This is a genomic window from Stutzerimonas tarimensis (assembly GCF_042648805.1).
GTDB classification, from domain to species: domain Bacteria; phylum Pseudomonadota; class Gammaproteobacteria; order Pseudomonadales; family Pseudomonadaceae; genus Azomonas; species Azomonas tarimensis.
Genome location: NZ_JBHRXZ010000029.1, coordinates 45,313 through 68,230 on the forward strand (window position 1 = coordinate 45,313; position 22,918 = coordinate 68,230).

Annotated in this window: 28 protein-coding genes; 22 read left to right on the forward strand and 6 right to left on the reverse strand. The window is 64.1% G+C overall.

The annotated features are described in order from the left end of the window. The first annotated feature begins 13 nt into the window (after positions 1-13). The 10 genes from ACFOMF_RS17410 to ACFOMF_RS17455 all read left to right on the forward strand — a co-directional run bounded on the left by ACFOMF_RS17410 (position 14) and on the right by ACFOMF_RS17455 (position 9,115). Positions 14-805, forward strand: a complete 792-nt coding sequence (locus tag ACFOMF_RS17410) for a protein phosphatase CheZ (protein WP_386367250.1) — start codon at positions 14-16, stop codon at positions 803-805. An 11-nt stretch (positions 806-816) separates the two neighbouring features. Further along, positions 817-3,045: a chemotaxis protein CheA gene (locus tag ACFOMF_RS17415; protein WP_386367252.1), complete on the forward strand. Its 2,229-nt coding sequence runs from the start codon at positions 817-819 to the stop codon at positions 3,043-3,045. 43 nt (positions 3,046-3,088) lie between these two features. After that, on the forward strand, positions 3,089-4,198 hold the full coding sequence (locus ACFOMF_RS17420) for a protein-glutamate methylesterase/protein-glutamine glutaminase (RefSeq protein WP_386367254.1): 1,110 nt from the start codon (positions 3,089-3,091) through the stop codon (positions 4,196-4,198). A gap of 9 nt (positions 4,199-4,207) precedes the next feature. After that, on the forward strand, positions 4,208-4,948 hold the full coding sequence (locus tag ACFOMF_RS17425) for a flagellar motor protein (RefSeq protein WP_386367256.1): 741 nt from the start codon (positions 4,208-4,210) through the stop codon (positions 4,946-4,948). A 3-nt stretch (positions 4,949-4,951) separates the two neighbouring features. Further along, positions 4,952-5,779, forward strand: a complete 828-nt coding sequence (motD, locus tag ACFOMF_RS17430) for a flagellar motor protein MotD (RefSeq protein ID WP_386367258.1) — start codon at positions 4,952-4,954, stop codon at positions 5,777-5,779. A gap of 31 nt (positions 5,780-5,810) precedes the next feature. Beyond that, positions 5,811-6,599 (forward strand): ParA family protein, encoded by a 789-nt coding sequence (locus ACFOMF_RS17435; RefSeq protein WP_386367260.1) that lies wholly within the window; start codon positions 5,811-5,813, stop codon positions 6,597-6,599. Positions 6,600-6,681: 82 nt separating this feature from the next. Then, positions 6,682-7,614 carry a CheW domain-containing protein gene (locus tag ACFOMF_RS17440; protein WP_386367262.1) on the forward strand — a complete coding sequence of 311 codons (933 nt, stop codon included), beginning with the start codon at positions 6,682-6,684 and terminating at the stop codon, positions 7,612-7,614. Between the two features lie 56 nt (positions 7,615-7,670). Then, positions 7,671-8,150: a chemotaxis protein CheW gene (locus ACFOMF_RS17445; protein WP_386367264.1), complete on the forward strand. Its 480-nt coding sequence runs from the start codon at positions 7,671-7,673 to the stop codon at positions 8,148-8,150. A 3-nt stretch (positions 8,151-8,153) separates the two neighbouring features. Next, positions 8,154-8,558 (forward strand): DUF2802 domain-containing protein, encoded by a 405-nt coding sequence (locus tag ACFOMF_RS17450; protein WP_386367266.1) that lies wholly within the window; start codon positions 8,154-8,156, stop codon positions 8,556-8,558. Between the two features lie 116 nt (positions 8,559-8,674). Next, the gene (locus ACFOMF_RS17455; RefSeq protein ID WP_386367268.1) at positions 8,675-9,115 is read left to right on the forward strand and encodes a rhodanese-like domain-containing protein; all 441 of its coding nucleotides are present in this window, start codon (positions 8,675-8,677) and stop codon (positions 9,113-9,115) included. On the opposite strand, the gene ACFOMF_RS17460 is transcribed toward ACFOMF_RS17455, so the two are convergent. Together ACFOMF_RS17460 and fliK are read right to left on the reverse strand one after the other, a co-directional pair. After that, positions 9,096-9,410 (reverse strand): EscU/YscU/HrcU family type III secretion system export apparatus switch protein, encoded by a 315-nt coding sequence (locus ACFOMF_RS17460; protein ID WP_386367270.1) that lies wholly within the window; start codon positions 9,408-9,410, stop codon positions 9,096-9,098. The two genes, ACFOMF_RS17455 and ACFOMF_RS17460, sit on opposite strands and share 20 nt — an antisense overlap. Beyond that, on the reverse strand, positions 9,407-10,921 hold the full coding sequence (gene fliK / locus ACFOMF_RS17465; RefSeq protein ID WP_386367272.1) for a flagellar hook-length control protein FliK: 1,515 nt from the start codon (positions 10,919-10,921) through the stop codon (positions 9,407-9,409). Before fliK ends, ACFOMF_RS17460 begins: the two co-directional genes overlap by 4 nt. 140 nt (positions 10,922-11,061) lie before the next feature. Here fliK and ccmA point away from each other — a divergent pair, with 140 nt between their 5' ends. The 12 genes from ccmA (at position 11,062) to ACFOMF_RS17525 (ending at position 20,491) form a co-directional block, all read left to right on the forward strand. After that, positions 11,062-11,697, forward strand: a complete 636-nt coding sequence (gene ccmA / locus ACFOMF_RS17470; protein ID WP_386367274.1) for a cytochrome c biogenesis heme-transporting ATPase CcmA — start codon at positions 11,062-11,064, stop codon at positions 11,695-11,697. Then, positions 11,694-12,365, forward strand: a complete 672-nt coding sequence (gene ccmB / locus ACFOMF_RS17475; RefSeq protein WP_386367276.1) for a heme exporter protein CcmB — start codon at positions 11,694-11,696, stop codon at positions 12,363-12,365. The genes ccmA and ccmB overlap by 4 nt, the downstream gene beginning before the upstream one ends. Before the next feature lie 49 nt (positions 12,366-12,414). Then, positions 12,415-13,170 carry a heme ABC transporter permease gene (locus tag ACFOMF_RS17480; RefSeq protein WP_386367278.1) on the forward strand — a complete coding sequence of 252 codons (756 nt, stop codon included), beginning with the start codon at positions 12,415-12,417 and terminating at the stop codon, positions 13,168-13,170. After that, positions 13,167-13,343 carry a heme exporter protein CcmD gene (gene ccmD / locus ACFOMF_RS17485; RefSeq protein WP_386367280.1) on the forward strand — a complete coding sequence of 59 codons (177 nt, stop codon included), beginning with the start codon at positions 13,167-13,169 and terminating at the stop codon, positions 13,341-13,343. Before ACFOMF_RS17480 ends, ccmD begins: the two co-directional genes overlap by 4 nt. Then, positions 13,340-13,810: a cytochrome c maturation protein CcmE gene (gene ccmE, locus ACFOMF_RS17490; RefSeq protein ID WP_386367282.1), complete on the forward strand. Its 471-nt coding sequence runs from the start codon at positions 13,340-13,342 to the stop codon at positions 13,808-13,810. The genes ccmD and ccmE overlap by 4 nt, the downstream gene beginning before the upstream one ends. Continuing rightward, positions 13,807-15,783 (forward strand): heme lyase CcmF/NrfE family subunit, encoded by a 1,977-nt coding sequence (locus ACFOMF_RS17495; protein ID WP_386367284.1) that lies wholly within the window; start codon positions 13,807-13,809, stop codon positions 15,781-15,783. Before ccmE ends, ACFOMF_RS17495 begins: the two co-directional genes overlap by 4 nt. Before the next feature lies 1 nt (position 15,784). Next, entirely contained in the window at positions 15,785-16,315 is a 531-nt protein-coding gene (locus ACFOMF_RS17500; RefSeq protein ID WP_386367286.1) for a DsbE family thiol:disulfide interchange protein, read from the forward strand. Further along, positions 16,312-16,779 (forward strand): cytochrome c-type biogenesis protein, encoded by a 468-nt coding sequence (locus ACFOMF_RS17505; protein ID WP_386367288.1) that lies wholly within the window; start codon positions 16,312-16,314, stop codon positions 16,777-16,779. Before ACFOMF_RS17500 ends, ACFOMF_RS17505 begins: the two co-directional genes overlap by 4 nt. After that, positions 16,776-17,987, forward strand: a complete 1,212-nt coding sequence (gene ccmI / locus ACFOMF_RS17510; protein WP_386367290.1) for a c-type cytochrome biogenesis protein CcmI — start codon at positions 16,776-16,778, stop codon at positions 17,985-17,987. The genes ACFOMF_RS17505 and ccmI overlap by 4 nt, the downstream gene beginning before the upstream one ends. 8 nt (positions 17,988-17,995) lie before the next feature. Then, entirely contained in the window at positions 17,996-18,433 is a 438-nt protein-coding gene (locus tag ACFOMF_RS17515; RefSeq protein ID WP_386367292.1) for a hypothetical protein, read from the forward strand. 114 nt (positions 18,434-18,547) lie between these two features. Further along, a complete protein-coding gene (locus ACFOMF_RS17520; RefSeq protein ID WP_386367294.1) occupies positions 18,548-18,844 on the forward strand; it encodes a flagellar protein FliT in 297 nt (98 codons plus the stop codon). A 177-nt stretch (positions 18,845-19,021) separates the two neighbouring features. Next, the gene (locus tag ACFOMF_RS17525) at positions 19,022-20,491 is read left to right on the forward strand and encodes a sigma-54 dependent transcriptional regulator (protein ID WP_386367296.1); all 1,470 of its coding nucleotides are present in this window, start codon (positions 19,022-19,024) and stop codon (positions 20,489-20,491) included. 25 nt (positions 20,492-20,516) lie between these two features. On the opposite strand, the gene folE is transcribed toward ACFOMF_RS17525, so the two are convergent. The 4 genes from folE to ACFOMF_RS17545 all read right to left on the reverse strand — a co-directional run bounded on the left by folE (position 20,517) and on the right by ACFOMF_RS17545 (position 22,764). Then, positions 20,517-21,062, reverse strand: coding sequence for a GTP cyclohydrolase I FolE (gene folE / locus ACFOMF_RS17530; protein ID WP_386367298.1), 546 nt, complete (start codon positions 21,060-21,062; stop codon positions 20,517-20,519). Between the two features lie 87 nt (positions 21,063-21,149). Beyond that, positions 21,150-21,710, reverse strand: coding sequence for a Smr/MutS family protein (locus ACFOMF_RS17535; RefSeq protein ID WP_386367300.1), 561 nt, complete (start codon positions 21,708-21,710; stop codon positions 21,150-21,152). Positions 21,711-21,747: 37 nt separating this feature from the next. Next, the gene (locus ACFOMF_RS17540; RefSeq protein ID WP_386367303.1) at positions 21,748-22,068 is read right to left on the reverse strand and encodes a hypothetical protein; all 321 of its coding nucleotides are present in this window, start codon (positions 22,066-22,068) and stop codon (positions 21,748-21,750) included. A gap of 102 nt (positions 22,069-22,170) precedes the next feature. After that, positions 22,171-22,764 carry a cysteine hydrolase family protein gene (locus tag ACFOMF_RS17545; protein WP_386367305.1) on the reverse strand — a complete coding sequence of 198 codons (594 nt, stop codon included), beginning with the start codon at positions 22,762-22,764 and terminating at the stop codon, positions 22,171-22,173. Between the last annotated feature and the right edge of the window lie 154 nt (positions 22,765-22,918).

Here is a 22,918-nt window from a genome sequence, read left to right on the forward strand (position 1 = left end):
CCGAGAGGGCTATATGGCGCAGACAGACAATGCCGCCCCGAGCGACTTCGAGGGTAGCCTCAGGGCCAACGCTCCTGAACTGATCGAGAGCCTCCAGCAAGGGCGCTTCGCTGAAGCAACGGACATCATCAACAAGCTCAACCAGTCACGTGACCGCGGCCTCTACGCCGAGGTGGGAAAGCTCACTCGCGAGCTTCACAGCGCCATCGTCAAGCTGGAAATCGACGCGCGCGCCGGACATGGCGAGGCGTCGCAGATCACCGATGCCACCGACCGGCTGTCCTATGTCGTCGAAATGACCGAAAAGGCCGCCAATCGCACCATGGATCGGGTCGAGGAATGCGCGCCGCTGGTCAATTACATCAGTTACGAGGCGCAGAGCCTGGCGGCCGACTGGCAACGCTTCCTGCGGCGCGAGATGAACGCCGAGCAATTTCGCGAGCTGACCAGGCGCATCGACCAATTTCTCATGCGCAGCCTGCAGAACGGTGACCAGCTCTCGGACCACCTGCGCGACATCATGCTCGCGCAGGACTTCCAGGACCTTACCGGCCAGGTGATCAAGCGCGTGACCCGGCTGATCACCGATCTGGAGGTCAACCTGCTCGACCTGGTGCTCATGGCCAGCCAGATCGACCGCTACGCCGGCATCCAGCATGACCACGAGCAGCTGCGCGCCGAACAGCAGGACCGCAAGAAGGCCCCTTCCAATGGTGAAGGGCCGCAGATTCACGCCGACCAGCGTGAGGATGTCGTATCCGGCCAGGATGACGTCGACGATCTGCTTTCAAGTCTGGGTTTTTAAAGGATGCGGATATGAGCTTCGACGCCGATGACGAGATCCTCCAGGATTTTCTGGTAGAGGCAGGGGAAATCCTCGAGCGGCTTTCCGAACAGCTCGTCGAGCTGGAAAGCAGTCCCGACGACATGGCGCTGCTCAATGCCATCTTCCGTGGCTTCCACACGGTCAAGGGCGGTGCGGGCTTCCTGCAGTTGCACGAGTTGGTGGAGTGCTGCCACATCGCGGAGAACGTCTTCGATATCCTGCGCAAGGGTGAGCGACGTGTCGACTCCGAATTGATGGACGTGGTGTTGCAGGCGCTCGACGCGGTCAACGCCATGTTCGATCGTGTGCGCGACCGCATGGACCCCGAGCCGGCCAGTCCCGAGCTGCTCGAAGCGCTTGCACGCCTGGCCCAGCCAGATGCCGGTGGGCCGGTAGAGCCCACGGCCCCGGCCCCGGTCATGCCCGTCGCAGCCCCAGCCGCGACTCCCGCCGAATCTGGCGATATCACCGATGACGAGTTCGAGCAGATGCTCGACGCGCTCAACAGTGGCGAGCCCATGCCGGCCCAGGCGGCCGAGCCGGTGCAGGCGACGGACGAAATCACCGACGAAGAATTCGAGGCGCTACTCGATCAGTTGCACGGCAAGGACCGCTTCGCGACCGGGACGCCCGACGCCGAAGCCCTGACCGCCGAAGCCGTGTCCGCTGCGGCGGGCGTGGATGAAATCACCGACGACGAATTCGAAGCCCTGCTCGACCAGTTGCATGGTGCCGGCAAGTTCAAGGCCGGTGAGACCCACGAGGCAGGCGAGACCCGCGAGCCGGTCGCCGAGTCCGCCAGCGAAACGGCCTCCAGCGGCGATAGCATCACCGAACAGGAATTTGAAGCCCTGCTCGATCAATTGCACGGCAAGGGGCGGTTCGAACCGGCCAAGATCGCCGAGGCGGCGCCTCCGGCTCCGGCAGCGTCCCAGAAGTCCTCAGCGCCAGCACCCAGCCCGGCGGCTGCGAAACCTGCGGCGCAAACCCGGCCCGCCGCCGAGCCCAAGCGTGCGGCAGCGCCGGCGCCAGACAAGCCGGCCGCCAGCGAGGCCGAAACCACGGTACGTGTCGACACCGCGCGCCTCGACGACATCATGAACATGGTCGGAGAGCTGGTACTGGTGCGCAACCGCCTGGTCAGGCTGGGCGCGAGCAGCGGCGACGAGGCCATGGCCAAGGCCGTGTCCAATCTCGACGTGGTGACCGCCGACCTGCAGACGGCGGTGATGAAGACCCGCATGCAGCCGATCAAGAAGGTCTTCGGCCGCTTCCCGCGGCTGGTACGCGACCTGGCGCGCAGCCTGAAGAAGGAAATAGCGCTCGATCTGGTCGGTGAAGAAACCGACCTGGACAAGAACCTCGTCGAAGCGCTGGCTGATCCGCTGGTGCACCTGGTGCGCAACGCGGTCGACCACGGCATCGAATCGCCCGAGGAACGCGAGGCGGCGGGCAAGCCGCGCAGCGGCCATGTGGTGCTCTCGGCTGAACAGGAAGGCGACCACATCCTGCTCATGATCACCGATGACGGCAAGGGCATGGACGCCGACGTGCTGCGCGCCAAGGCGGTCGAGAAGGGGCTTCTGGACAAGGAGGCGGCGGACCGGCTCAGCGATCTGGAGTGCTACAACCTGATCTTCGCACCGGGTTTCTCCACCAAGACCGAGATCTCCGACGTGTCCGGTCGTGGCGTCGGCATGGACGTGGTCAAGACCAAGATTTCCCAGCTCAATGGCACGGTGAACGTCTTCTCGCAGAAGGGCCAGGGCTCCAAGATCGTCATCAAGGTGCCCCTGACCCTGGCGATCATGCCGACCCTGATGGTGATGCTGGGCAACCAGGCCTTCGCCTTCCCGCTGGTGAACGTCAACGAGATCTTCCACCTGGACTTGTCGCGGACCAACGTGGTGGACGGCCAGGAAGCGGTGATCGTGCGAGACAAGGCCTTGCCGTTGTTCTACCTCAAGCGCTGGCTGGTGCCGGGCGTGGCCCACGAGGAGCAGGGAGCCGGGCATGTGGTGATCATCAGTGTCGGCAACCAGCGTATCGGTTTCGTCGTCGACCAGCTTGTCGGCCAGGAAGAAGTGGTGATCAAGCCGCTGGGCAAGATGCTCCAGGGCACGCCCGGCATGGCCGGCGCAACCATCACCGGCGATGGCCGTATCGCGCTGATCCTGGACGTGCCGAGCATGCTCAAACGTTACGCGCGGCGCATCTGACACTGGCGATGGCCGCGGGCCGCCACGCAAGGAGTAGTACCTCATGGCAGTCAAGGTTCTGGTGGTGGACGATTCCGGTTTTTTCCGCCGCCGCCTTAATGAAATCCTCTCCTCGGATACCGATATCCAGGTTGTCGGCACCGCCAGCAACGGCCGCGAGGGCGTCGACCAGGCGCTCGCGCTGCGGCCGGACGTGATCACCATGGACTACGAGATGCCAATGATGGACGGCATCACGGCGGTCCGGCAGATCATGCAGCGCTGTCCGACACCGGTGCTGATGTTCTCTTCGCTTACCCATGAGGGCGCGCGGGTAACCCTCGACGCGCTCGATGCCGGCGCGGTCGACTACCTGCCGAAGAACTTCGAAGACATCTCACGCAATCCCGAGAAGGTCAAGCAGTTGCTTTGCCAGAAGGTCAAGGACATTGCCCGCAGCAGTCGGCGCCACCACTACACCGCGCCCGCGGCCGCTGCGAGCACCGTACCCCACTCGAGCTCAGCGCTGGCCAGTCGTCCTGCGCCCGCTGCGCCAGCGCCAGTGGCTCAGCGGGCCAGCCACGCCAATCACTCGAGTGCGATACGGCGAAAAGCCTACAAACTGGTGGCGATCGGCACCTCGACCGGTGGTCCGGTGGCACTGCAGCGGGTACTGACGCAACTGCCGGCGGGTTTTCCGGCGCCCATTGTGCTCATCCAGCATATGCCGGCGGCCTTCACCAAGGCCTTTGCCGAGCGCCTGGACAAGCTGTGCCGTATCCGTGTGAAGGAAGCCGAGGATGGCGACCTGCTGCGTCCCGGGCTGGCGCTCCTGGCGCCGGGTGGCAAGCAGATGATGGTCGATAGCCGGGGCAGCGTGCGCATCCTGCCCGGTGATGAGCGCTTGAACTACAAGCCGAGTGTGGACATCACCTTTGGCTCGGCGGCCAAGGCCTTCCATGACAAGGTACTGGCGGTGGTGCTTACCGGCATGGGAGCCGATGGCCGTGAAGGCGCGCGCATGCTCAAGCAGAGCGGTAGTCAGGTATGGGCGCAGGACGAGGCGAGTTGCGTCATCTACGGCATGCCCATGGCCGTTGTGAAGGCCGAGCTCAGCGACGCCATCTACAGCCTCGACGACATCGGCCCGCGCCTCACCGAGGTCTGCCAGTAGGCTGCCACCATGGACGTCTTGAGCCTGATCGGGTTGATCCTTGCCTTTGTCGCCATCGTCGGCGGCAACTTTCTCGAAGGCGGGCACCTGGGCGCGCTGCTCAATGGTCCGGCTGCCCTGATCGTGCTTGGTGGCACCCTTGGGGCCGTGCTGCTGCAGACGCCGATCACGGTTTTCCGTCGCGGGCTGGTGCTCCTGCGCTGGGTATTGTTTCCGCCCAAGGTCGATCTGCAAGCCGGCATCGCCCGGGTGATCAACTGGAGTCAGACCGCGCGCAAGGAGGGCCTGCTCGGGCTGGAGCCTGCAGCCGAAACCGAGGCTGACCCCTATGCGCGCAAGGGCTTGCAGCTGCTGGTGGATGGGGCAGAGCCGGAAGCCCTGCGCAGCATCATGGAAGTGGACATCGATACCCAGGAAGGCCGTGACACCCGGGCTGCGAAGATCTACGAAAGCATGGGGGGGTACTCGCCCACCATCGGCATCATCGGCGCGGTGATGGGGCTCATCCATGTCATGGGCAATCTGGCCGACCCCAGCCAGCTGGGCGGCGGGATCGCGGTGGCCTTTGTCGCCACCATCTACGGTGTCGCCTTCGCCAACCTGCTGGTGCTGCCCATTGGCAACAAGCTCAAGGGCATTGTCCAGCAACAGGCGCGTTATCGCGAGATGGTCCTGGAGGGGTTGCTGTCGATCGCCGAGGGCGAGAATCCACGCTCCATCGAATTGAAGCTGCAAGGCTTCCTGGACTGAGCCATGGCCCGTCGGCGGCGACGCGAAGAGCCCGAGAATCACGAGCGCTGGCTGGTGTCCTACGCGGACTTCATCACCCTGCTGTTTGCCTTTTTCGTGGTCATGTACTCGATTTCGTCGGTGAACGAGGGCAAGTACAAGGTCTTCACCGAGTCGTTGGAAGGAATCTTCACCCAGCCGGAGCGTTCGATCCGGCCGATTCCGCTGGGCGAGCACCCGACCATGGATGTATCCGATGCTCTTGCGGTTTCCGAACATGATCCTCTGGCCAGCATTGCCCGCAGCATTCACGCTGCCTTTGGCGGGCTGATCGAAGGCGACGAGATCAAGGTGCGCGGTACGGAGATGTGGCTGGAAATCGAACTGAACTCGAGCCTGCTGTTTCCCAGCGGCGGTGCCATTCCCAATGACTCGGCATTCGCCCTGCTCGAGCGGGTGGCCACCATTCTCGCTCCCTATCGCAACCCTGTGCAGGTGCAGGGCTTCACCGACAACTTGCCGATCAGCACCGCCAGTTATCCGACGAACTGGGAGCTCTCCGCGGCTCGAGCCGCGAGTGTAGTGCGGATGCTGGCCACCTATGGAGTCGATCCTGCGCAGCTGGCAGCGGTGGGTTACGGCGAATATTCACCGGTGGCGGACAACAGCACGGCCGCGGGACGTGCGCGCAATCGCCGAGTGGTGCTGGCGGTCGCCCGGGATGTGGAGATTCAACGCAGTAGCGGCCAGTTCGAGCGTCTTCCACCGAATGCTGTTGGCACGCCCTCTGCAAGTGCTCTTGCCACAGAGGCGTCCGAGGTGGACACCGTCAATTCCCTGTCGCTGCCCTGATTCCAGGGGCGGCTGGAAGAGATAGAGAGTCATGAGAGTCTGGGCTGTAGCCAATCAGAAGGGTGGGGTGGGCAAGACCACGACGTCGGTGGCACTGGCTGGGCTGCTTGCCGATGCCGGAAAACGGGTGTTGATGGTCGACCTCGACCCCCATGGGTCGATGACCAGCTATTTCGGCCAGGACCCCGATAGCCTCGAGCACAGTGTCTTCGACCTGTTCCAGCACCAGGGCTCGGTGCCCGACGGGCTGGCCCGCGAGCTGCTCGTGTCGACCAGTCACGAACGCCTGGCGCTGCTGCCGTCGAGCACGGTACTGGCCACCCTGGAGCGCCAGTCGCCCGGCCAGAGCGGGTTGGGCCTGGTCATCTCGCGTAGCCTGACGCAGCTCTGGGGCGAGTTCGACCATGCCATCATCGATAGTCCGCCCCTGCTTGGAGTGTTGATGGTCAACGCACTGGCAGCCAGCCAGCAACTGGTCATCCCTGTGCAGACCGAGTTCCTTGCCCTCAAGGGACTCGAGCGCATGGTGCGAACCCTGCAGATGATCAATCGCTCGCGCAAACAGGCCTTGCCCTACACGATAGTCCCGACCCTGTTCGACCGCCGCACCCAGGCGTCCATGAACGCGCTCAAGCTGTTGCGCGCCAACTATCAGGAGCATCTCTGGCCCGCTTTCATTCCGGTGGATACCCGGTTGCGCGATGCCAGTCGTGCCGGCCTGGCCCCTTCGCATTACGATGCCAACAGCCGGGCGGTGCTGGCCTACCGTGCGCTGCTGAAGCAATTGCTGGCGGCGCAGCAAACGAGCAAGGTAGCCTGATGCCAGAAGCCCGCAACCTGCGTTCAAGTCCGCCCCGCCTGTGGCCGATATCCCGGAAGGATGTCATCTGCGAGTGTCTTCGATGAACCCTCTCAACAAGCTTACCGCCACGCGCCCTCAGCTAGCGCTGCAGTCCTATCTCGACGATCTCCTGCAGGATGCCGTGGCAGAGCTGTCAATCAGCGAACAGGTCCCCGAGCAGACGCAATTGCTGGTGCAGGATCTGGTCGCGCGAGTGACCGAGGCAGGCGTCGAGCAAACATTGGCATTGGCCGCCGAATTCGAAGCAGCGGTGCGTGAAGAGCGTGAGCGCGACGCGGTGGCGCTGCGCAACGTTCAACCTGTTGTCGAAGCAGCGCCTGCGCCGGTGGTACCCCCAGCCACGCCAGCGCTCGCAGAAACGGAGCCTCGGGTGGCCACGGTCGCCGATCCGCCTCGTGTCGCGCCGGTTGTTTCCTTCAACGACCCCGCTGCGCGGATTGAGCCGGCTCCTGCAGAGCCCTCTGCCAGGACCCTCAGCGGCCCGCCTGCCTGGGCGGAAGGCCCTTTCGAATGCCTGCTGTTCGACGTGGCCGGCCTGACCCTGGCAGTGCCCCTGGTCAGCCTGGGTTCCATTTATTCTCTGGAGCAGGAAGCCCTGACGCCGCTGTTCGGGCAGCCCGACTGGTTTCTCGGCATCCTGCCGTGCCAAGCTGGCAACCTGAAAGTGCTGGATTCGGCTCGCTGGTTGATGCCGGAGCGCTATCGCGATGATTTCCGCGAAGGTCTCAGGTTCGTCATCTCGGTGCAGGGCTATGAATGGGGACTCGCGGTGCATCAGGTCAGCCGCTCGGTGCGTCTGGATCCACGCGAAGTGAAGTGGCGCGGGCAGCGCAGTCAGCGCCCGTGGCTGGCGGGTACGGTAATCGAGCACATGTGTGCCTTGCTGGACGTGGCGGCGCTGGCCGAGTTGATCGCCAGTGGCGCGGTCAGGCAGGCTGGCCCTGATCGCGTCCGGCTCGGCCAACAAGGATAAAGGGCGTCAGTCCCGGAAAACGAACCGCCACGGCTGTGGCAACGAGGCAGAGCAAGATGAAAACGACATCCGCCCAGAGCGCCGAAGATCCAATCCTCCAGTGGGTGACCTTCCGTCTCGACAACGAGACCTACGGCATCAATGTGATGCAGGTGCAGGAGGTGTTGCGCTATACCGAGATCGCCCCGGTTCCTGGTGCGCCGGCCTATGTGCTGGGCATCATCAACCTGCGCGGCAACGTGGTAACGGTGATCGACACCCGCCAGCGCTTTGGCCTGGCCCCCGCACCGGTGAGCGACAACACCCGCATCGTGATCATCGAGGCGGATCGTCAGGTGGTCGGTATTCTGGTCGATAGTGTGGCGGAGGTGGTGTATCTGCGTCAGTCCGAGATCGAAACGGCACCCAACGTCGGCAACGACGAATCCGCCAAGTTCATCCAGGGTGTCTGCAACAAGAATGGCGAGTTGCTGATCCTTGTCGAGCTGGAAAAGATGATGACCGAGGACGAGTGGTCCGAGCTCGAGAACATCTAGATCATGCTGCTAGCCCTGGTCGCCTGCTCGCTGGTCCTTTGCGTACTGCTCACCGGAGCCTGTCTGTTGCTGCATCGCCAGCAACGGCAATTGGCCCAGCAGCTGGAGCAACGCGAGGCTGCGCTGCAGAAGGCGGTCGAGGCGCTGGGTCGCCGTCTGGAAACCTACCAGGCCGGCAACATCGCGATGGGCGAGGAATTGCGAGGGCTGGCAGAGCTGGCTCAACCGCTTGCCGAGCGGCTGAACCAGCTTGAGCAACGCGACCCGGGAAGCTTGTCGTTCAGCCAGGCGGCGCGACTGGTCGGGCTTGGCGCCACGGTCGATGACCTGACCCGGACCTGTGGCTTGAGCCAGGCGGAAGCCGAGCTGATGAGTCGATTGCATCAAGTGCGACGATCGGATCCATAGCCGGACGACCGGCGGGGGGCTCTGGAAACCCATCCCGGGTTTCCCGATCCAACCGGGTATGGTTGGTCACTCCGTCCGGCCCTGCCCTCGGATCGGCTCTGGTCGAGGAGGATCCCATGGTGCGCCTGCTGCTCGTCGTGATGTTGCTGGTTCCTGTCTGCTCGGTCGCCCGGGAAGCCCCCGCGCATATCGACGGGGCGATGACGGTGGACCTGTTCCAGGCGCGCCACCTCTATGAGATGGGGGCGGTGTTCATCGATGTGCGCTCGGACGACAAATGGCACTGGGGCCATATCAAGGGTGCCGTGCACCTGAATTTTCATCGTGACCTCCACGACCTGGCGCGCAGTGAGTGGCCTCGGGATCTGCCGATCGTGATCTATTGCGACAGCGAGATCTGCTCGAGCGGCCCGGCGGCGGTCGCGAATGTAGTCGATTGGGGCTACAGCCGGGTGTTCTACTTCCGCGGAGGCTACTTCGCCTGGCAACTGGCGGACTTTCCCCTGGGCAAGGGGCTGACCGATGAACTGGCCGGCCTCAAGGCCCAGGTTCGTTGACCGGCGAGGGCGCGGGTCCTGCGAAACCTTCCGGATACTTTCCCTTCAGGTACCAGGCAAAGGCAATGATCGCCGCGATGCTGCGATAAAGCGCTTCGGGTATGGCATCGCCGAGTTCGAGCTGGGCCAGCAGGCGCACCAGTTCGGCGTTTTCGTAGATGGGCACCTCATGCTCCCGGGCGATCGCAAGGATGGCTTCGGCCAGTTCGTCGTCGCCCTTGGCGGTGAGGGTAGGGGCCTGTTGGCCGTCATAGCTGAGGGCGATGGCCTGGCGGCCGCTCGGGGTCTGGTTCATGCGGTCTCATCCACGAATCGTTGTTCCAGCGAGGTTCGCGGCCCTTGCGGCGGACAGCCCTGGGCGCAGCTCAGCTCTCCCACGCTGAGGCCCGCCGACTGCAGTCGATCCCGCAGGGTACCCAGCTCCGCCGAGATCAACTGGGCGGTTCCTGGCTGTTCGGCCCAAAGCTGACTGGAAAAGGTCCCGTCGAGAAGCTGCGCCTGGATCTGGAGAGGTCCCAGCGGGGGTATCTCGAAGGCCAGTTCGATCCGCCACAGGCTGAGGGCCTTGTCCGTCTCGCGTCGCTCCGGCTCACGCTCCTCGCGCTGGACCCACACCTGAAGGGGCAGGATGTCACTGCCATGACGCATGGGGACTTCGGTCTGCCAGGTGGTGAGCAGCAGTCCGTCCGGGGTGGTCTGGGTCTGCGCGAGGCTGGCCAGCTGATGGGTCTGCAGCCGAGCGATGGCCGCCGCGGCGAGCTTCAGCAGCATTTCCAGGTCAGGCTGCTCGCTCAGGCCTTGCAGCAGGCGACTCGGCAGGGGGAATTCCAGCGCCTGCAGTCGCGGGTCCTGCGCGAGGCTGCCGAGCATCTGTCGGGCAAAGGCCGGTAGCGCCTGGCTCAGGGCTCCGCTGTGGGGCAGGGCGGCCAGCGGCGAAGCGCCGGGCAGCCCTGGCAGCAATTGTGCGACCAGGCGCAGGATGCCTGCCTTGAGGTCAGTGGGTAGCGCCTCGGTCTGATCGCCAAGCAGGCTCGCTTCGAGAAACAGGCCGCTGTTACCCAGGACCTGGGCCAGCTTGCGTGCATTGCCCAGTTCCGATGCCTCCGGCAGGAGCCCCAGCAACTGCTCGGCGGCGTGCTGTACCGCCGCCGGGCGTGAGGAATCCGGGCCAAGCCCCTGCATCAACGCCTGCAACGGCCCCTGTCGACTGAACTGCGCAGCGAGCTGTTCCCCGACCCTCAATTGATCGAGCCGGCCGCTGAGCGGGACTAAGGAAAGAGCGTGATCGCCACGCACCTGGGCTGTCAGCAGGCTGCCGGGCGCCAGCGGCTGGCCGCTTTCAACGACCAGATTGCGACCGGCCAGGGGGGTGTTGAGCAGGCTAACCAGCAAGCGCGTGCTGCTGCCATCGGCCTGGGGCTGCTGGCCGACCACTCGGGCCTGGATCTGGGTGCCGGGCGGGAGTGCTGAAAGGTCGGGCAGGGGTTGCCTGGCCGCGGGTTGCAGGCTGGCCAGCAGGCGGTTGTCGGCCAAGGCGGTCACCGCGACGGCCGTGCCGAGCTCGACCGGCCCCGGCGTGCGTGCCGAAAGCGTCGTCTGGCGCCCGTTCTCCATGAGCAGTCGCAGCACCAGCTGGAAATCGGCCGCGCCCTGGCGCACCTCGATGACCTCGGCGCGCCCGCTCTGGCCGGGCGCCATCAGACCCTGCAAGGGTTGCAGCAAGCGCAGGGCGAAGTCGGTCGGGGCCGTGGCCGCTCGTGGCGCCGAGGTGGCGGGTAGCGGGGCGGAGCCGCGGATTTCGGTCATCGTTTAAAAAGCCCTTACAACCGCGGCCGCGCACGTCCTATGGCGAGCGGGCCAGGCATGTATAATCCCGCACCGTCCGGCCGGGGCGATCAGTATAGCGGCCGAGCACATCTCATCTTGAACGGCCAGAGGCGTCCCGCGTGTCCAGTCCTTTCCTTGAAGCTGTCGGGCTCGCCTGTGAACGTGACTGGCGTCTCCTGTTCGAGAAGCTAGCTCTGCGCCTGGAGCCCGGCGACATGCTGCAGATCGCCGGGCCCAACGGCAGCGGCAAGACCAGCCTGCTGCGGTTGCTCGCCGGGCTGATGCAGCCGACAGCCGGCGAAGTGCTGCTACAGGGGCGGGCGCTGGCCGAACAGCGTGGCGAGCTCGCGCGCAACCTACTCTGGGTTGGACATGCTGCCGGAATCAAGGGATTGTTGACCGCTGACGAGAATCTCAGCTGGCTCTGCGCGCTCAACCGGCCCGCCGAGCGCGAGGCGATCTGGAATGCGCTGGCAGAGGTCGGGCTGCGTGGCTTCGAGGACGTCCCCTGCCATACCCTCTCGGCCGGTCAGCAGCGCCGCGTCGCCCTGGCGCGCCTGTATCTGGACCCGGCGCCGCTGTGGATTCTTGATGAACCTTTCACGGCACTGGACAAGCATGGCGTCGCCCAGCTCGAACGGCACCTGGCCCGCCATTGCGCCGCTGGCGGCATGGTGGTCTTCACCACCCATCACAGCTTGTCGGAAAAGCCCACCGGGTATCGGGAGCTTGATCTGGGGCAGTGCGCCGCATGAATAATGTCTTCATTTTATTGCTGAGGCGTGAATCGCGCCTGCTGTTTCGTCGTCCCGCCGAGCTGGCCAACCCTCTGGTGTTCTTTGCCATCGTGATTGCCCTGTTTCCGCTGGCGGTGGGGCCGGAGACCCAACTGCTGCGGACCATCGCGCCTGGTGTCCTCTGGGTGGCGGCGCTGCTTTCGGTGCTGCTGTCGCTGGACGGCCTGTTTCGCAGCGATTTCGAGGATGGTTCCCTGGAGCAGTGGGTCGTTTCGCCGCACCCGTTGGCGCTTCTGGTGCTCGCCAAGGTACTGGCACACTGGGCGTTCTCTGGACTGGCCCTGGTTCTGCTCGCTCCCTTGCTGGGGCTGATGCTGGGCTTGCCGGTGGCGGTGCTGCCCGTCCTGTTGTTGTCGCTGTTGCTCGGCACGCCGGTGCTGAGTCTGCTGGGCGCGGTCGGAGCCGCGCTCACCGTCGGCCTCAAGCGTGGTGGCTTGCTGCTCGCGCTGCTGATTCTGCCCCTGTACATCCCGGTGCTGATTCTCGGCAGCGGTGCGCTGCAGGCGGCCTTGCAAGGATTGCCCACCGCCGGCCATCTGTTGTGGCTGGCCAGCCTGACGGCCCTTGCGGTCACGCTGACACCCTTCGCCATCGCCGCCGGGCTCACCATCGGCGTAGGCGAATGAACATCTTCGAGCGATGCGCATGCCGCGCAGTACGAGCAGAGGCGTTTCGATGAACTGGACCTGGTTTCACAAGCTTGGCTCGCCCAAGTGGTTCTACGGAATCAGCGGCCGCTGGCTACCCTGGCTGGCGTGGCTGGCCGGTGCCTGCCTGCTGGTCGGTCTGGTCTGGGGCCTGGCCTTTGCGCCTGCCGATTACCAGCAAGGCAACAGCTTTCGCATCATTTATATACATGTGCCGGCTGCCTTCCTCGCCCAGTCGATCTACATAATGCTCGCCGTCGCGGGCCTGGTCGGCCTGGTGTGGAAGATGAAGCTCGCCGACGTGGCGCTGCAACAGGCGGCTCCCATCGGGGCCTGGATGGCCGTGATCGCACTGGCGACCGGGGCCATCTGGGGCAAGCCGACCTGGGGCACCTACTGGGTCTGGGATGCCCGCCTCACGTCCATGCTGATCCTCCTTTTCCTGTACTTCGGGATCATTGCGCTGGGCCAGGCGATCAGCAATCGCGACAGTGCCGCCAAGGCCTGCGCGGTACTGGCTCTGGTAGGGGTGGTGAACATCCCGATCATCAAGTACTCGGTGGACTGGTGGAACACCCTGCACCAGCCGGCAACCTTCAGGCTCACCGAGAAGCCGGCCATGCCAGTCGAGATGTGGCTGCCTCTGCTGGTGATGGTGATCGGTTTCTATTGTTTCTTCGGGGCCGTGTTGTTGATGCGAATGCGACTGGAGGTACTCAAGCGTGAATCGCGAAGCAGTTGGGTCAAGGCGGAAGTGAAGACGCTGGTGGAGAAACGCCGATGAGCTTCGCGTCCTTTTCCGAGTTCCTGGCGATGGGCAACCATGGCCTGTATGTCTGGACATCCTTCGGGCTCAGCCTGGCTGTCCTGCTCTTGAACGTGGCGCTGCCAAGCCTGGCGCGTCGCCGTTATCTGCATGATGAGGCGCGTCGTATGCGCCGGGAGGAAGGCAAGTGAATCCGGTGCGCAAGAAGCGTCTTTATGTTGTGCTGGCGATCCTCGCCGGGGTCGGCGTGGCCGTCACCCTCGCGCTTTCCGCATTGCAGCAGAACATCAATCTGTTCTACACCCCGTCCCAGATCGCGGCCGGGGAGGCACCCGAGGGGACTCGCATTCGTGCCGGTGGGCTGGTGGAGCAGGGCTCGGTGGCCCGTGACCGCGATGCGCTGAATGTGTCGTTCAGGGTGACCGACAATGCAGAGAGCGTGACCATCCGCTTCCAGGGCATCCTGCCCGACCTGTTCCGTGAGGGGCAGGGCATCGTTGCACTCGGCCGGGTCAACGGCGAGGGCGTGCTGATCGCGGACGAAGTGCTGGCCAAGCATGACGAGAACTACATGCCTCCGGAGGTCGCCGAGGCGCTGGCCAAGAGCGGCATGCTCAAGCACTTCGAGAATGCAGCCGTCGAGGAGAGCATCCAATGATTCCCGAACTTGGCCATCTGGCGATGATTCTGGCGCTGTGCCTGGCGGTGGTGCAGGGCACCCTGCCGCTGGTCGGTGCCTGGCGCGGTGACCGCCAATGGATGGGGCTGGCGCAACCGGCTGCCTGGGGGCAGTTCGCCTTCCTCATCATCTCCTTCGCCTGCCTGACCTACGCGTTCATGGTGGACGACTTCTCGGTAGCCTATGTGGCCAACAACTCCAACAGCGCACTGCCCTGGTATTACAAGTTCAGCGCCGTATGGGGCGCCCACGAGGGCTCCCTGCTGCTCTGGGCGATGATTCTGGCTGGCTGGACCTTTGCCGTTGCGGTGCTGTCGCGCCAGCTGCCGGAGGAAATGCTGGCGCGGGTGCTGGGGATCATGGGTCTGATCAGTATCGGCTTCCTGCTGTTTCTGATCGTGACCTCGAACCCTTTCGAGCGCCTGCTGCCGCAGCCGCCGGCCGATGGCCGCGACCTCAACCCGCTGCTGCAGGACTTCGGCCTGATCGTGCATCCGCCGATGCTCTACATGGGTTACGTCGGTTTCTCCGTCGCCTTCTCCTTTGCCATTGCCGCCCTGCTGGGCGGTCGCCTGGATGCCGCCTGGGCGCGCTGGTCGCGTCCCTGGACGCTGGTCGCCTGGGCCTTTCTCGGCATCGGCATCGCCCTGGGCTCCTGGTGGGCCTACTACGAGCTGGGCTGGGGCGGCTGGTGGTTCTGGGATCCGGTGGAAAACGCCTCGTTCATGCCGTGGCTGGTGGGTACTGCGCTGATCCATTCGCTGGCGGTCACCGAGAAGCGTGGTGTGTTCAAGGCATGGACCGTGCTGCTGGCAATCGCTGCGTTCTCCCTGAGCCTGCTCGGTACCTTCCTGGTCCGCTCCGGCGTCCTCACTTCGGTCCACGCCTTCGCCACCGATCCGGAGCGGGGTGTGTTCATCCTGGCGTTCCTGCTGCTGGTGGTTGGCGGTTCGCTGGCGCTCTTCGCCCTGCGTGCGCCGATGGTCAAGAGTCAGGTCAGTTTCGCGCTCTGGTCCCGGGAAACCCTGCTGCTGGTCAATAACCTGATCCTCGTCGTGGCCACCGCCACCATCCTGCTCGGCACCCTCTACCCGCTGTTGCTGGACGCCTTGACCGGCGCCAAGCTGTCGGTGGGGCCGCCTTATTTCAATGCGCTCTTCAACCCGTTGATGGCATTGTTGATGGCAACCCTCGGCGTCGGTGTGCTGGTGCGCTGGAAGGACACCCCGGTCAAATGGCTCAAGAGCATGCTGACGCCGGTGCTGATCGCCAGTGCCGTACTCGCCGGGGTCGCCTCGATGCTGTTTGGCGATTTCAACTGGGCGATTCTCGCGGTCTGCCTGCTCGCCGCCTGGGTAACCCTGGCAGGCGTGCGGGATCTGCTGGACAAGACCCGCCACAAGGGCTTGTGGCGCGGAATCCGCAGCCTGTCGCCAAGCTACTGGGGCATGCACATGGCGCACCTGGGTCTGGCGGTATGCGCGCTGGGCGTGGTGCTCACCAGCCACCTGAGTGTCGAGCGGGACCTGCGCATGTCGCCGGGTGACTCGCTGGAGCTGGGCGGCTATCACTTCTTCTTCGAGGGAACCCATCACTTCGAAGGTCCGAACTACATCTCCGACAAGGGCACCGTGCGCGTGCTCAACGCCAATGGCCGCGAGATAACCGTGCTGCATCCTGAAAAGCGCCTGTATGTGGTGCAACAGATGCCCATGACCGAGGCCGGTATCCATGCAGGCTTCACACGCGACCTCTATGTCGCCCTGGGTGAACCGCTGGAAGACGGCGACTGGGCGGTGCGCGTGCACATCAAGGCCTTTGTTCGCTGGATCTGGCTGGGCTCGCTGATGATGGGACTCGGTGGATTCATGGCCGCTGCGGATCGCCGTTACCGGGTCAAGGTCAAGACGCGCGTGCGTGAAGCGCTGGGCATGGCGGGGCAGGGGGCCTGACATGAAACGACTGCTCTTCCTGCTGCCACTGGCGTTGTTTCTGGCCATCAGCCTGTTTCTCTACCGCGGCCTGTTTCTTGACCCGTCGGAGCTGCCGTCGGCGCTGATCGGCAAGCCGGTCCCGGCATTCTCCCTGCCTTCGGTGCAGGACGAACAACAACTGCTCAGCCAGGAGAACCTCAAGGGGCAGCCTGCGCTGCTCAATGTCTGGGCGACCTGGTGCGTGGCGTGCAAGGTGGAACATCCGGTGCTGAACAAACTGGCCAGCCAGGGCGTGAACATCCACGGGGTGAACTACAAGGACGACAATGCCGCGGCGAAGAAATGGCTGGTGGATTTTCTCGATCCGTACCAGCTGAACATCCGTGACGACGCCGGCAGCCTTGGGCTGGACCTGGGCGTATATGGCGCGCCGGAGACGTTCTTCATCGACCGTCATGGCGTCATCCGTCACAGGTTCGTTGGCGTGATCGATGAGCGTATCTGGCGCGAACAGCTGGCGCCGCTCTACCAGCAGATGGTGGATGAATGAAAGCGCTGATCGCCCTGCTGTTGCTGGCCTGCTCTTTGGGGGCCTACGCGGCCATTGATACCTACGAATTCCAGAGCGAGGCCGAGCGCGAACGCTATCGGACCTTGACCGAGGAACTGCGTTGTCCCAAGTGCCAGAACCAGAACATCGCCGACTCCAACGCGCCGATCGCCATGGACCTGCGCCAGGAAATCTTTCGCATGCTCGAAGACGGCCGCAGCAACAGCGAGATCGTCGAGTATCTGGTTGATCGTTACGGCGAATTCGTTCGCTATCGCCCGCCCATCAATGCGCAGACCATCCTGCTCTGGTTTGGTCCGGCAGTACTGCTGCTGGTCGGCTTTGGTGTAGTTGCCGGTATCGTCATCCGCAAGCGCCGCGCCTCGGCCGAGCCCGCTGGCAAAACCCTGACCGAGGCTGAGCGTCAGCGCCTCGCCAATCTGCTGGATAACAAAGACTCATGATCGATTTCTGGTTCGGAGCCGCCGCCCTGTTGTTGGTGGCCCTGGCGTTTCTCCTGCTGCCCGTGGTGCGCGGTCGTCGCGCACAGACCGAAGAAGACCGTACCGCCCTGAACGTCGCGCTCTATGAAGAGCGCGTGCAGGAATTGTCCGCGCAGCGCGAAGCGGGCAGTCTGGAAACCGGACAATTCGATGTGGCCCGTGCAGAGGCGGCCCGCGAGCTGCTCGATGACACCGAGGGCGGTGAACTCAAGCGGTTCGGTGCGCTGGGTCGTGGATTGCCGCTGATTGCGGCGCTGCTGGTGCCGGTGGCGGGCATTGCGATGTACTGGCATTGGGGAGCGCTGGACCGCGTTCAGCTCGCGCGTGAGTTCTCCACCCAGCCGCAGACCATGCAGGAGATGCTCGCCCGCCTGGAGCGCGCGGTGGAGGTCCAGCCGGACAATGCCGAAGCCTGGTACTTCCTGGGCCGTACATACATGTCCCAGGAGCGGCCGGAGGAGGCTGCCCAGGCGTTCGAGCAGACCGTGCGACTGGCGGGTCGCCAGCCGGATCTGCTCGGGCAGTGGGCCCAGGCCTTGTACTTTGGCGGCGGCCGCCAGTGGACCGAGCAACTGCAGGAGATCACTCGCGAGGCACTGCATGGCGACCGCAACGAAACCACCACCCTCGGATTGATGGGCATTGCCGCCTTCGAGGAGCGCCGTTTTGCCGATGCGATGGAGTACTGGGGGCGACTGGTGGCCCTGCTGCCGGAACAGGACCCCTCGCGCGCCGCCATCCAGGGTGGAATCGAACGGGCCCGTGCGGAAATGGGCGAAGCGCGAGCGGATGATTCGGACGAAACCGTGGCTACCGAAACCCCGGTACTGGAACTGGAGGTCCAGCTGTCGCTGGCACCGGAAGTCCTGAAGGAAGTCAGGTCGGATGACACCGTGTTCGTCTTTGCCCGGGGCGCTGCCGGGCCGCCGATGCCGCTGGCGGTCAAGCGCTTGACAGTCGCCGAGCTGCCGACGACCGTGACCCTGAGTGATCGCGACGCGATGATGCCCGAGCTGCGGCTGTCCAATTTCGACCAGATCCGCCTTGCGGCTCGGATTTCGCGGGCGGGTGACGCCACGCGTGGGGAATGGCGCGGCGAAAGTGACGCCGTCACGCCGTCTGCCGGCGATACCCTGGAACTGTCCATTGATACAGCGGATACCCCATGAGGCCGGCCATGGTCATGCTGACCCCTAATCTCCCTGGCCGTGCTGCCCTGCGTGCCGGTGCCATCCTGGCGCTGGCCGCGCTGCTCACTGCCTGTGCCACGCCACACCGCCCAGCTTATGAACCGGTGCCGGTGCCCGCGCCGGCGCCGGAGAAGGTGCCGCCTGCAAGGCCAGGTCCGGTGATCGCCCCGCCGCCGGTGGAAAGGCCGCCTGCACCCTCTCGCCCGACGACCCAGCCCAGCCACCCACGGTATGCACCTCCGCCACATGTCGCGGCTCACTGGGACAATACGCTGGGTGTCTATGTCGTCCCCGGGCGCGATCTCTTCTATCGTGAGCGGCTGTACTACCGTCATCAGAATGGTTGGCTCTGCGCGCCGCACCCGGACGGTCCCTGGGAGCCCGTCGCGCTGCCGAGCGTACCGCCGGGGTTGCGCAACCGATAATGTCTGCCGAGTTAAAGTCCGCCGTGTTCAGGCCGATACATGCGTATCGACAGCTGGTGAGCGGTCACCAGTGACATCCGTCGCACGGCGGGCTCATCCCCGGAGTGGTAGTCAATGAACACAACTGTCCAACAACTCGTGGAAACCGGCAGTGCGCTGCGCGACGCGCTGCAGCGCCAGGACTGGACGGCGATTGGCGCGCTGGACCTGCACTGCCGACGGGCCGTGGAAGACGCTATGCGTGAGCCGCTGCGTGACGAGGAGAGCATGCGCCAGAGCCTCGAGGAGTTGCTCTCGCTGTACAACGAGATGGTTGCCCAGTGCCAGGCCGAGCAGCAGCGCGTCGCCGCTGAGCTGCTGCACCTGAACCAGTCCCGCCAGGGAGCCAAGGTCTACCAGCTGTTCGGTTGAGCAGCGCCGTGATCACTCCGTCTGTCTCCTCGGGGCGTTGTTCGGCTGGCTCTGACAAGGCCTACGTCATAAAATTGACCCCACTTCCTTTTTGGTCTTAACTAGGCGGCATTGCCCGTTGCGGTCGTCTTGTTGGCGTGAGCAAAGGTTCGTTCAGCCTGATTACGGATTGAATAGATGTGGCGTGAAAACAAGATCCTGTTGATCGACGATCATGGCGAGCGGCGCCGGGACATGGCGGTCATCCTGACCTTTCTCGGTGAAGAACACCTGGTGTGCTCCAGCGCCGAGTGGCAGCAGGTCGTCGATGGCCTGGCCAGTACCAGCGTGCTGGGCGTATTGCTCGGCCAGATCGACCGCAACGGCGGTTGTGTCGATCTGGTCAAGCAGCTGAACAAGTGGGACGAAAACCTTCCGCTGCTGTTGCTTGGTGAGAGCGTTCCCGGCGATTGGCCTGACGATATTCGCCGCAAGGTGCTGGCCAGCCTGGAGATGCCGCCGAGCTACAACAAACTGCTCGATTCCCTGCATCGTGCACAGGTCTACCGCGAAGTCTATGACCAGGCGCGCTCGCGTGGTGTCCAGCGTGAGCCCGACCTGTTCCGTAGCCTGGTGGGCACCAGCCGCACCATTCAGCATGTACGGCAGATGATGCAGCAGGTCGCCGATACCGAGGCCAGCGTGCTCATACTCGGCGAGTCGGGAACGGGCAAGGAGGTGGTGGCGCGCAACCTGCACTATCACTCCAAGCGCCGCAGCGGGCCTTTCGTGCCGGTCAATTGTGGTGCCATCCCGGCAGAACTGCTGGAAAGCGAACTGTTCGGCCACGAGAAGGGCGCCTTTACCGGTGCCATCACCTCGCGCGCCGGTCGTTTCGAGCTTGCCAATGGCGGGACCCTGTTTCTCGATGAGATCGGCGACATGCCGCTCAACATGCAGGTCAAGCTGCTACGGGTGTTGCAGGAGCGCACCTTCGAGCGGGTCGGCAGCAATCGCATGCAGGCGGCGGATGTGCGAATCATCGCGGCCACCCACAAAGATCTCGAGAAGATGATCGAAGAGGGGACCTTTCGCGAGGACCTCTATTATCGTCTCAACGTCTTTCCAATCGACATGCCGCCGCTGCGCGAGCGAGTCGAGGATATCCCGCTGCTGATCAACGAGCTCATCTCGCGCATGGAGCACGAGAAACGTGGTTCGATTCGTTTCAATTCCGCGGCGATCATGTCGCTGTGCAGGCACGACTGGCCTGGCAATGTGCGCGAGCTGGCGAACCTGGTCGAACGCATGGCGATCATGCATCCCTATGGCGTGATCGGCGTGATGGAGTTGCCCAAGAAGTTTCGCCACGTCGACGACGAAGACGAGCGCTACGCCAGCAGCATCCATGAGGAGATGGAAGAGCGTGCCGCGATCGCCGCGCCGGTCTCGAGCCACGAGGCCAACGCGCTGCTGCCTGAGGACGGTCTGGACCTCAAGGAGTATCTCGGCAATCTGGAGCAGGCGCTGATCCAGCAGGCACTGGACGATGCCGGGGGTGTGGTGGCCCGGGCTGCCGAGCGCCTGCGCATCCGTCGCACCACCCTGGTGGAAAAGATGCGCAAGTACGGCATGAACCGCCGGGACGACGACAACGACGGGGACTGATCCGGCCCCGTCGCGGCCTGTTGCCTCAGCGCACCAGGCCGAGGAATTCGCTGCGGGTCGCGGGGTTGTCGCGGAACTGGCCCAGCATGACCGAGGTGACCATCGATGAGTTCTGCTTTTCTACTCCCCGCATCATCATGCACATGTGCTGGGCCTCGATCACCACGGCGACCCCGGCAGCACCGGTGACCTGCTGAACCGCGTCGGCGATCTCCCGGGTCAGGTTTTCCTGGATCTGCAAGCGGCGAGCATACATCTCGACGATCCGTGCGACCTTCGACAGACCGAGCACCTTGCCGGCCGGCAGGTAGGCCACGTGCGCCTTGCCGATGAAGGGCAGCATGTGGTGTTCGCACAGCGAATACAGCTCGATGTTTTTAACCAGCACCATCTCGCTGTTGTCGGAGCTGAACAAGGCACCGTTGGTCACTTCTTCGAGGGTCTGATCGTATCCCTTGCAGAGATACTGCATGGCTTTGGCCGCACGCTTGGGGGTGTCAAGCAGCCCCTCGCGGCCAACGTCCTCGCCGAGCTGCTCGAGGATCGCAGTGTAGTGTTGTTCGAGGGACATGTAGGGAGTCCTGTCAATGTGCCGGTAATTGCGAGCGAGAAGGGTAGGGTCACTGCGCTTCTCTGGCAAGCCTCATCCGCACGGGCGCTACTCTTCGCGCCCTTCGAGCATGGTGCGCTTGAGCATCACGTAGAGCGCCCCGGTTCCGCCGTGGCGGGGTTGGCATGAGCTGAAACTGAGCACCTGGGGGTGCTGGCGCAGCCAGGTATTGACGTGACTCTTGATCAGGGGGCGCTTGCCATCGAGGCGCGCCGCCTTGCCGTGGGTCACCCGAACGCAGCGGATTTCGTACTTCGCCGCTTCGGCGAGAAAATCCCATAGTGTCTCGCGGGCACGCTCGACGGTCATCCCATGCAGGTCGAGACTGCCCTCAAAGGATATCTGGCCCGCCTTGAGCTTGCGCATCTGACTGTCCTGCACGCCATCACGCGCCCAGTAGAGTTCATCCTCGGCGCCCACATCGATCACGAACTGATCGGATAATCCGTCGATACGGGTCTGCTCAACCCGGGTGGTGGCATTCGCCCGCCGTCCCGCCAGGCGCTGGTTGTCCTGGCGTGGCTTTCCCGTGTCGGCGCGTTCGGTGCGGATGGGCTTGATGCCCGCGGTCGCGGCCTTGAACAGGGAAAAATCATCGTCGTCTTGCATGCTGCCTCCGGCCGTGAGGACGGCAGTTTAGCAAGGATCAGTTGCGCTTTTTCATCAGGTGCGGAGACATGCTGAGCCTGTTGGGCTGGCGCTGGATGCGCCGACAGCGACGCCAGCAGAGGCGTCCCACCCAGGCCAGCAGAAGGCCTGCCACCAGCATGACGATGCCGCCGTCGCGTTCGGCGCCGAATTCGCCCAGTGCGGCGCCCTGTCCCAGCAGTACCAAGGCGCCGACGAGCGCAAGCAGGACGCCGGCAAGCAGCATCAGCACACCAAGCAGGACGCCCAGCCGCAGTCGCCAGTTCTTGCGTTCCCGGTTGCGAAGACGACGGGCGTCGAAGCCCTCGGAAGATTTCATACCGGTTACCTCGCGATGATCTCGGGCTTGACCGGGCCGGCGGCGGTCGTGCCTGGTGAAGCCGTCATTGGCGAGTGTGCGTCTGCCGCAGGCCTGCGCCTGTCAGCGTACCGCGTTGGTGTCGGTGACGCAGGCGGCGAAGTTGTCGGCGAGTATCGCCATTTCAATGCGGTGGACTTCATCCGCGGCAAGGGTGCCACCTTCGAAGGGAAGGTCGCGCGTGGCGCAGGCGCGGTCCACCAGGGTACAACGGTAACCATAGTCCTTCGCCGCGCGAACCGTGGTGCTGATGCTCGAGTGGGTCATGAACCCGCAAACGATCAGGTCGAGGCGGCCTAGGGCCTGCAGCTGGTCGTGCAGGTCGGTACCGGCGAAGGCATTCGGCAGTCGCTTGCCAATCACGATCTCTCCAGGCCGGGGTGCTGCTTCAGGCATGATCTGGCCTCGCTGGCCCTGGGGGTCGAACAGGCCGCCAGTGATGCCCAGGTGGTGGACGTGCACGACAGGCGCTCCGACCTGGCGAGCCGACTCCAGCAACGCCGCGATTTCATCGAGCGAAGCCGCCAGTCCTGGCAGTTCGAGTACCCCGCCCCGGTATTCCTCTTGAACGTCGATGATCAGCAGCGTGGCGTTCGCCAGATGTGCCGGTGCGTAGGCTCGGCCGCTGAGCTGAAGCATGGTCTGTGGCTGGGACATTACTCGCTCCTTGATGCGTTACGGGGGCTGATTGTGGCTCCACTTTGTCGGCTTGTGAACCTTCCAGAGCGTTCCCGTGCATCCGTGTGCTTGGACCGCGCAGGAAAGCTGGCGATTCATCGGCTAGACTTGCCGATTTTCGCCGGAGCGACCG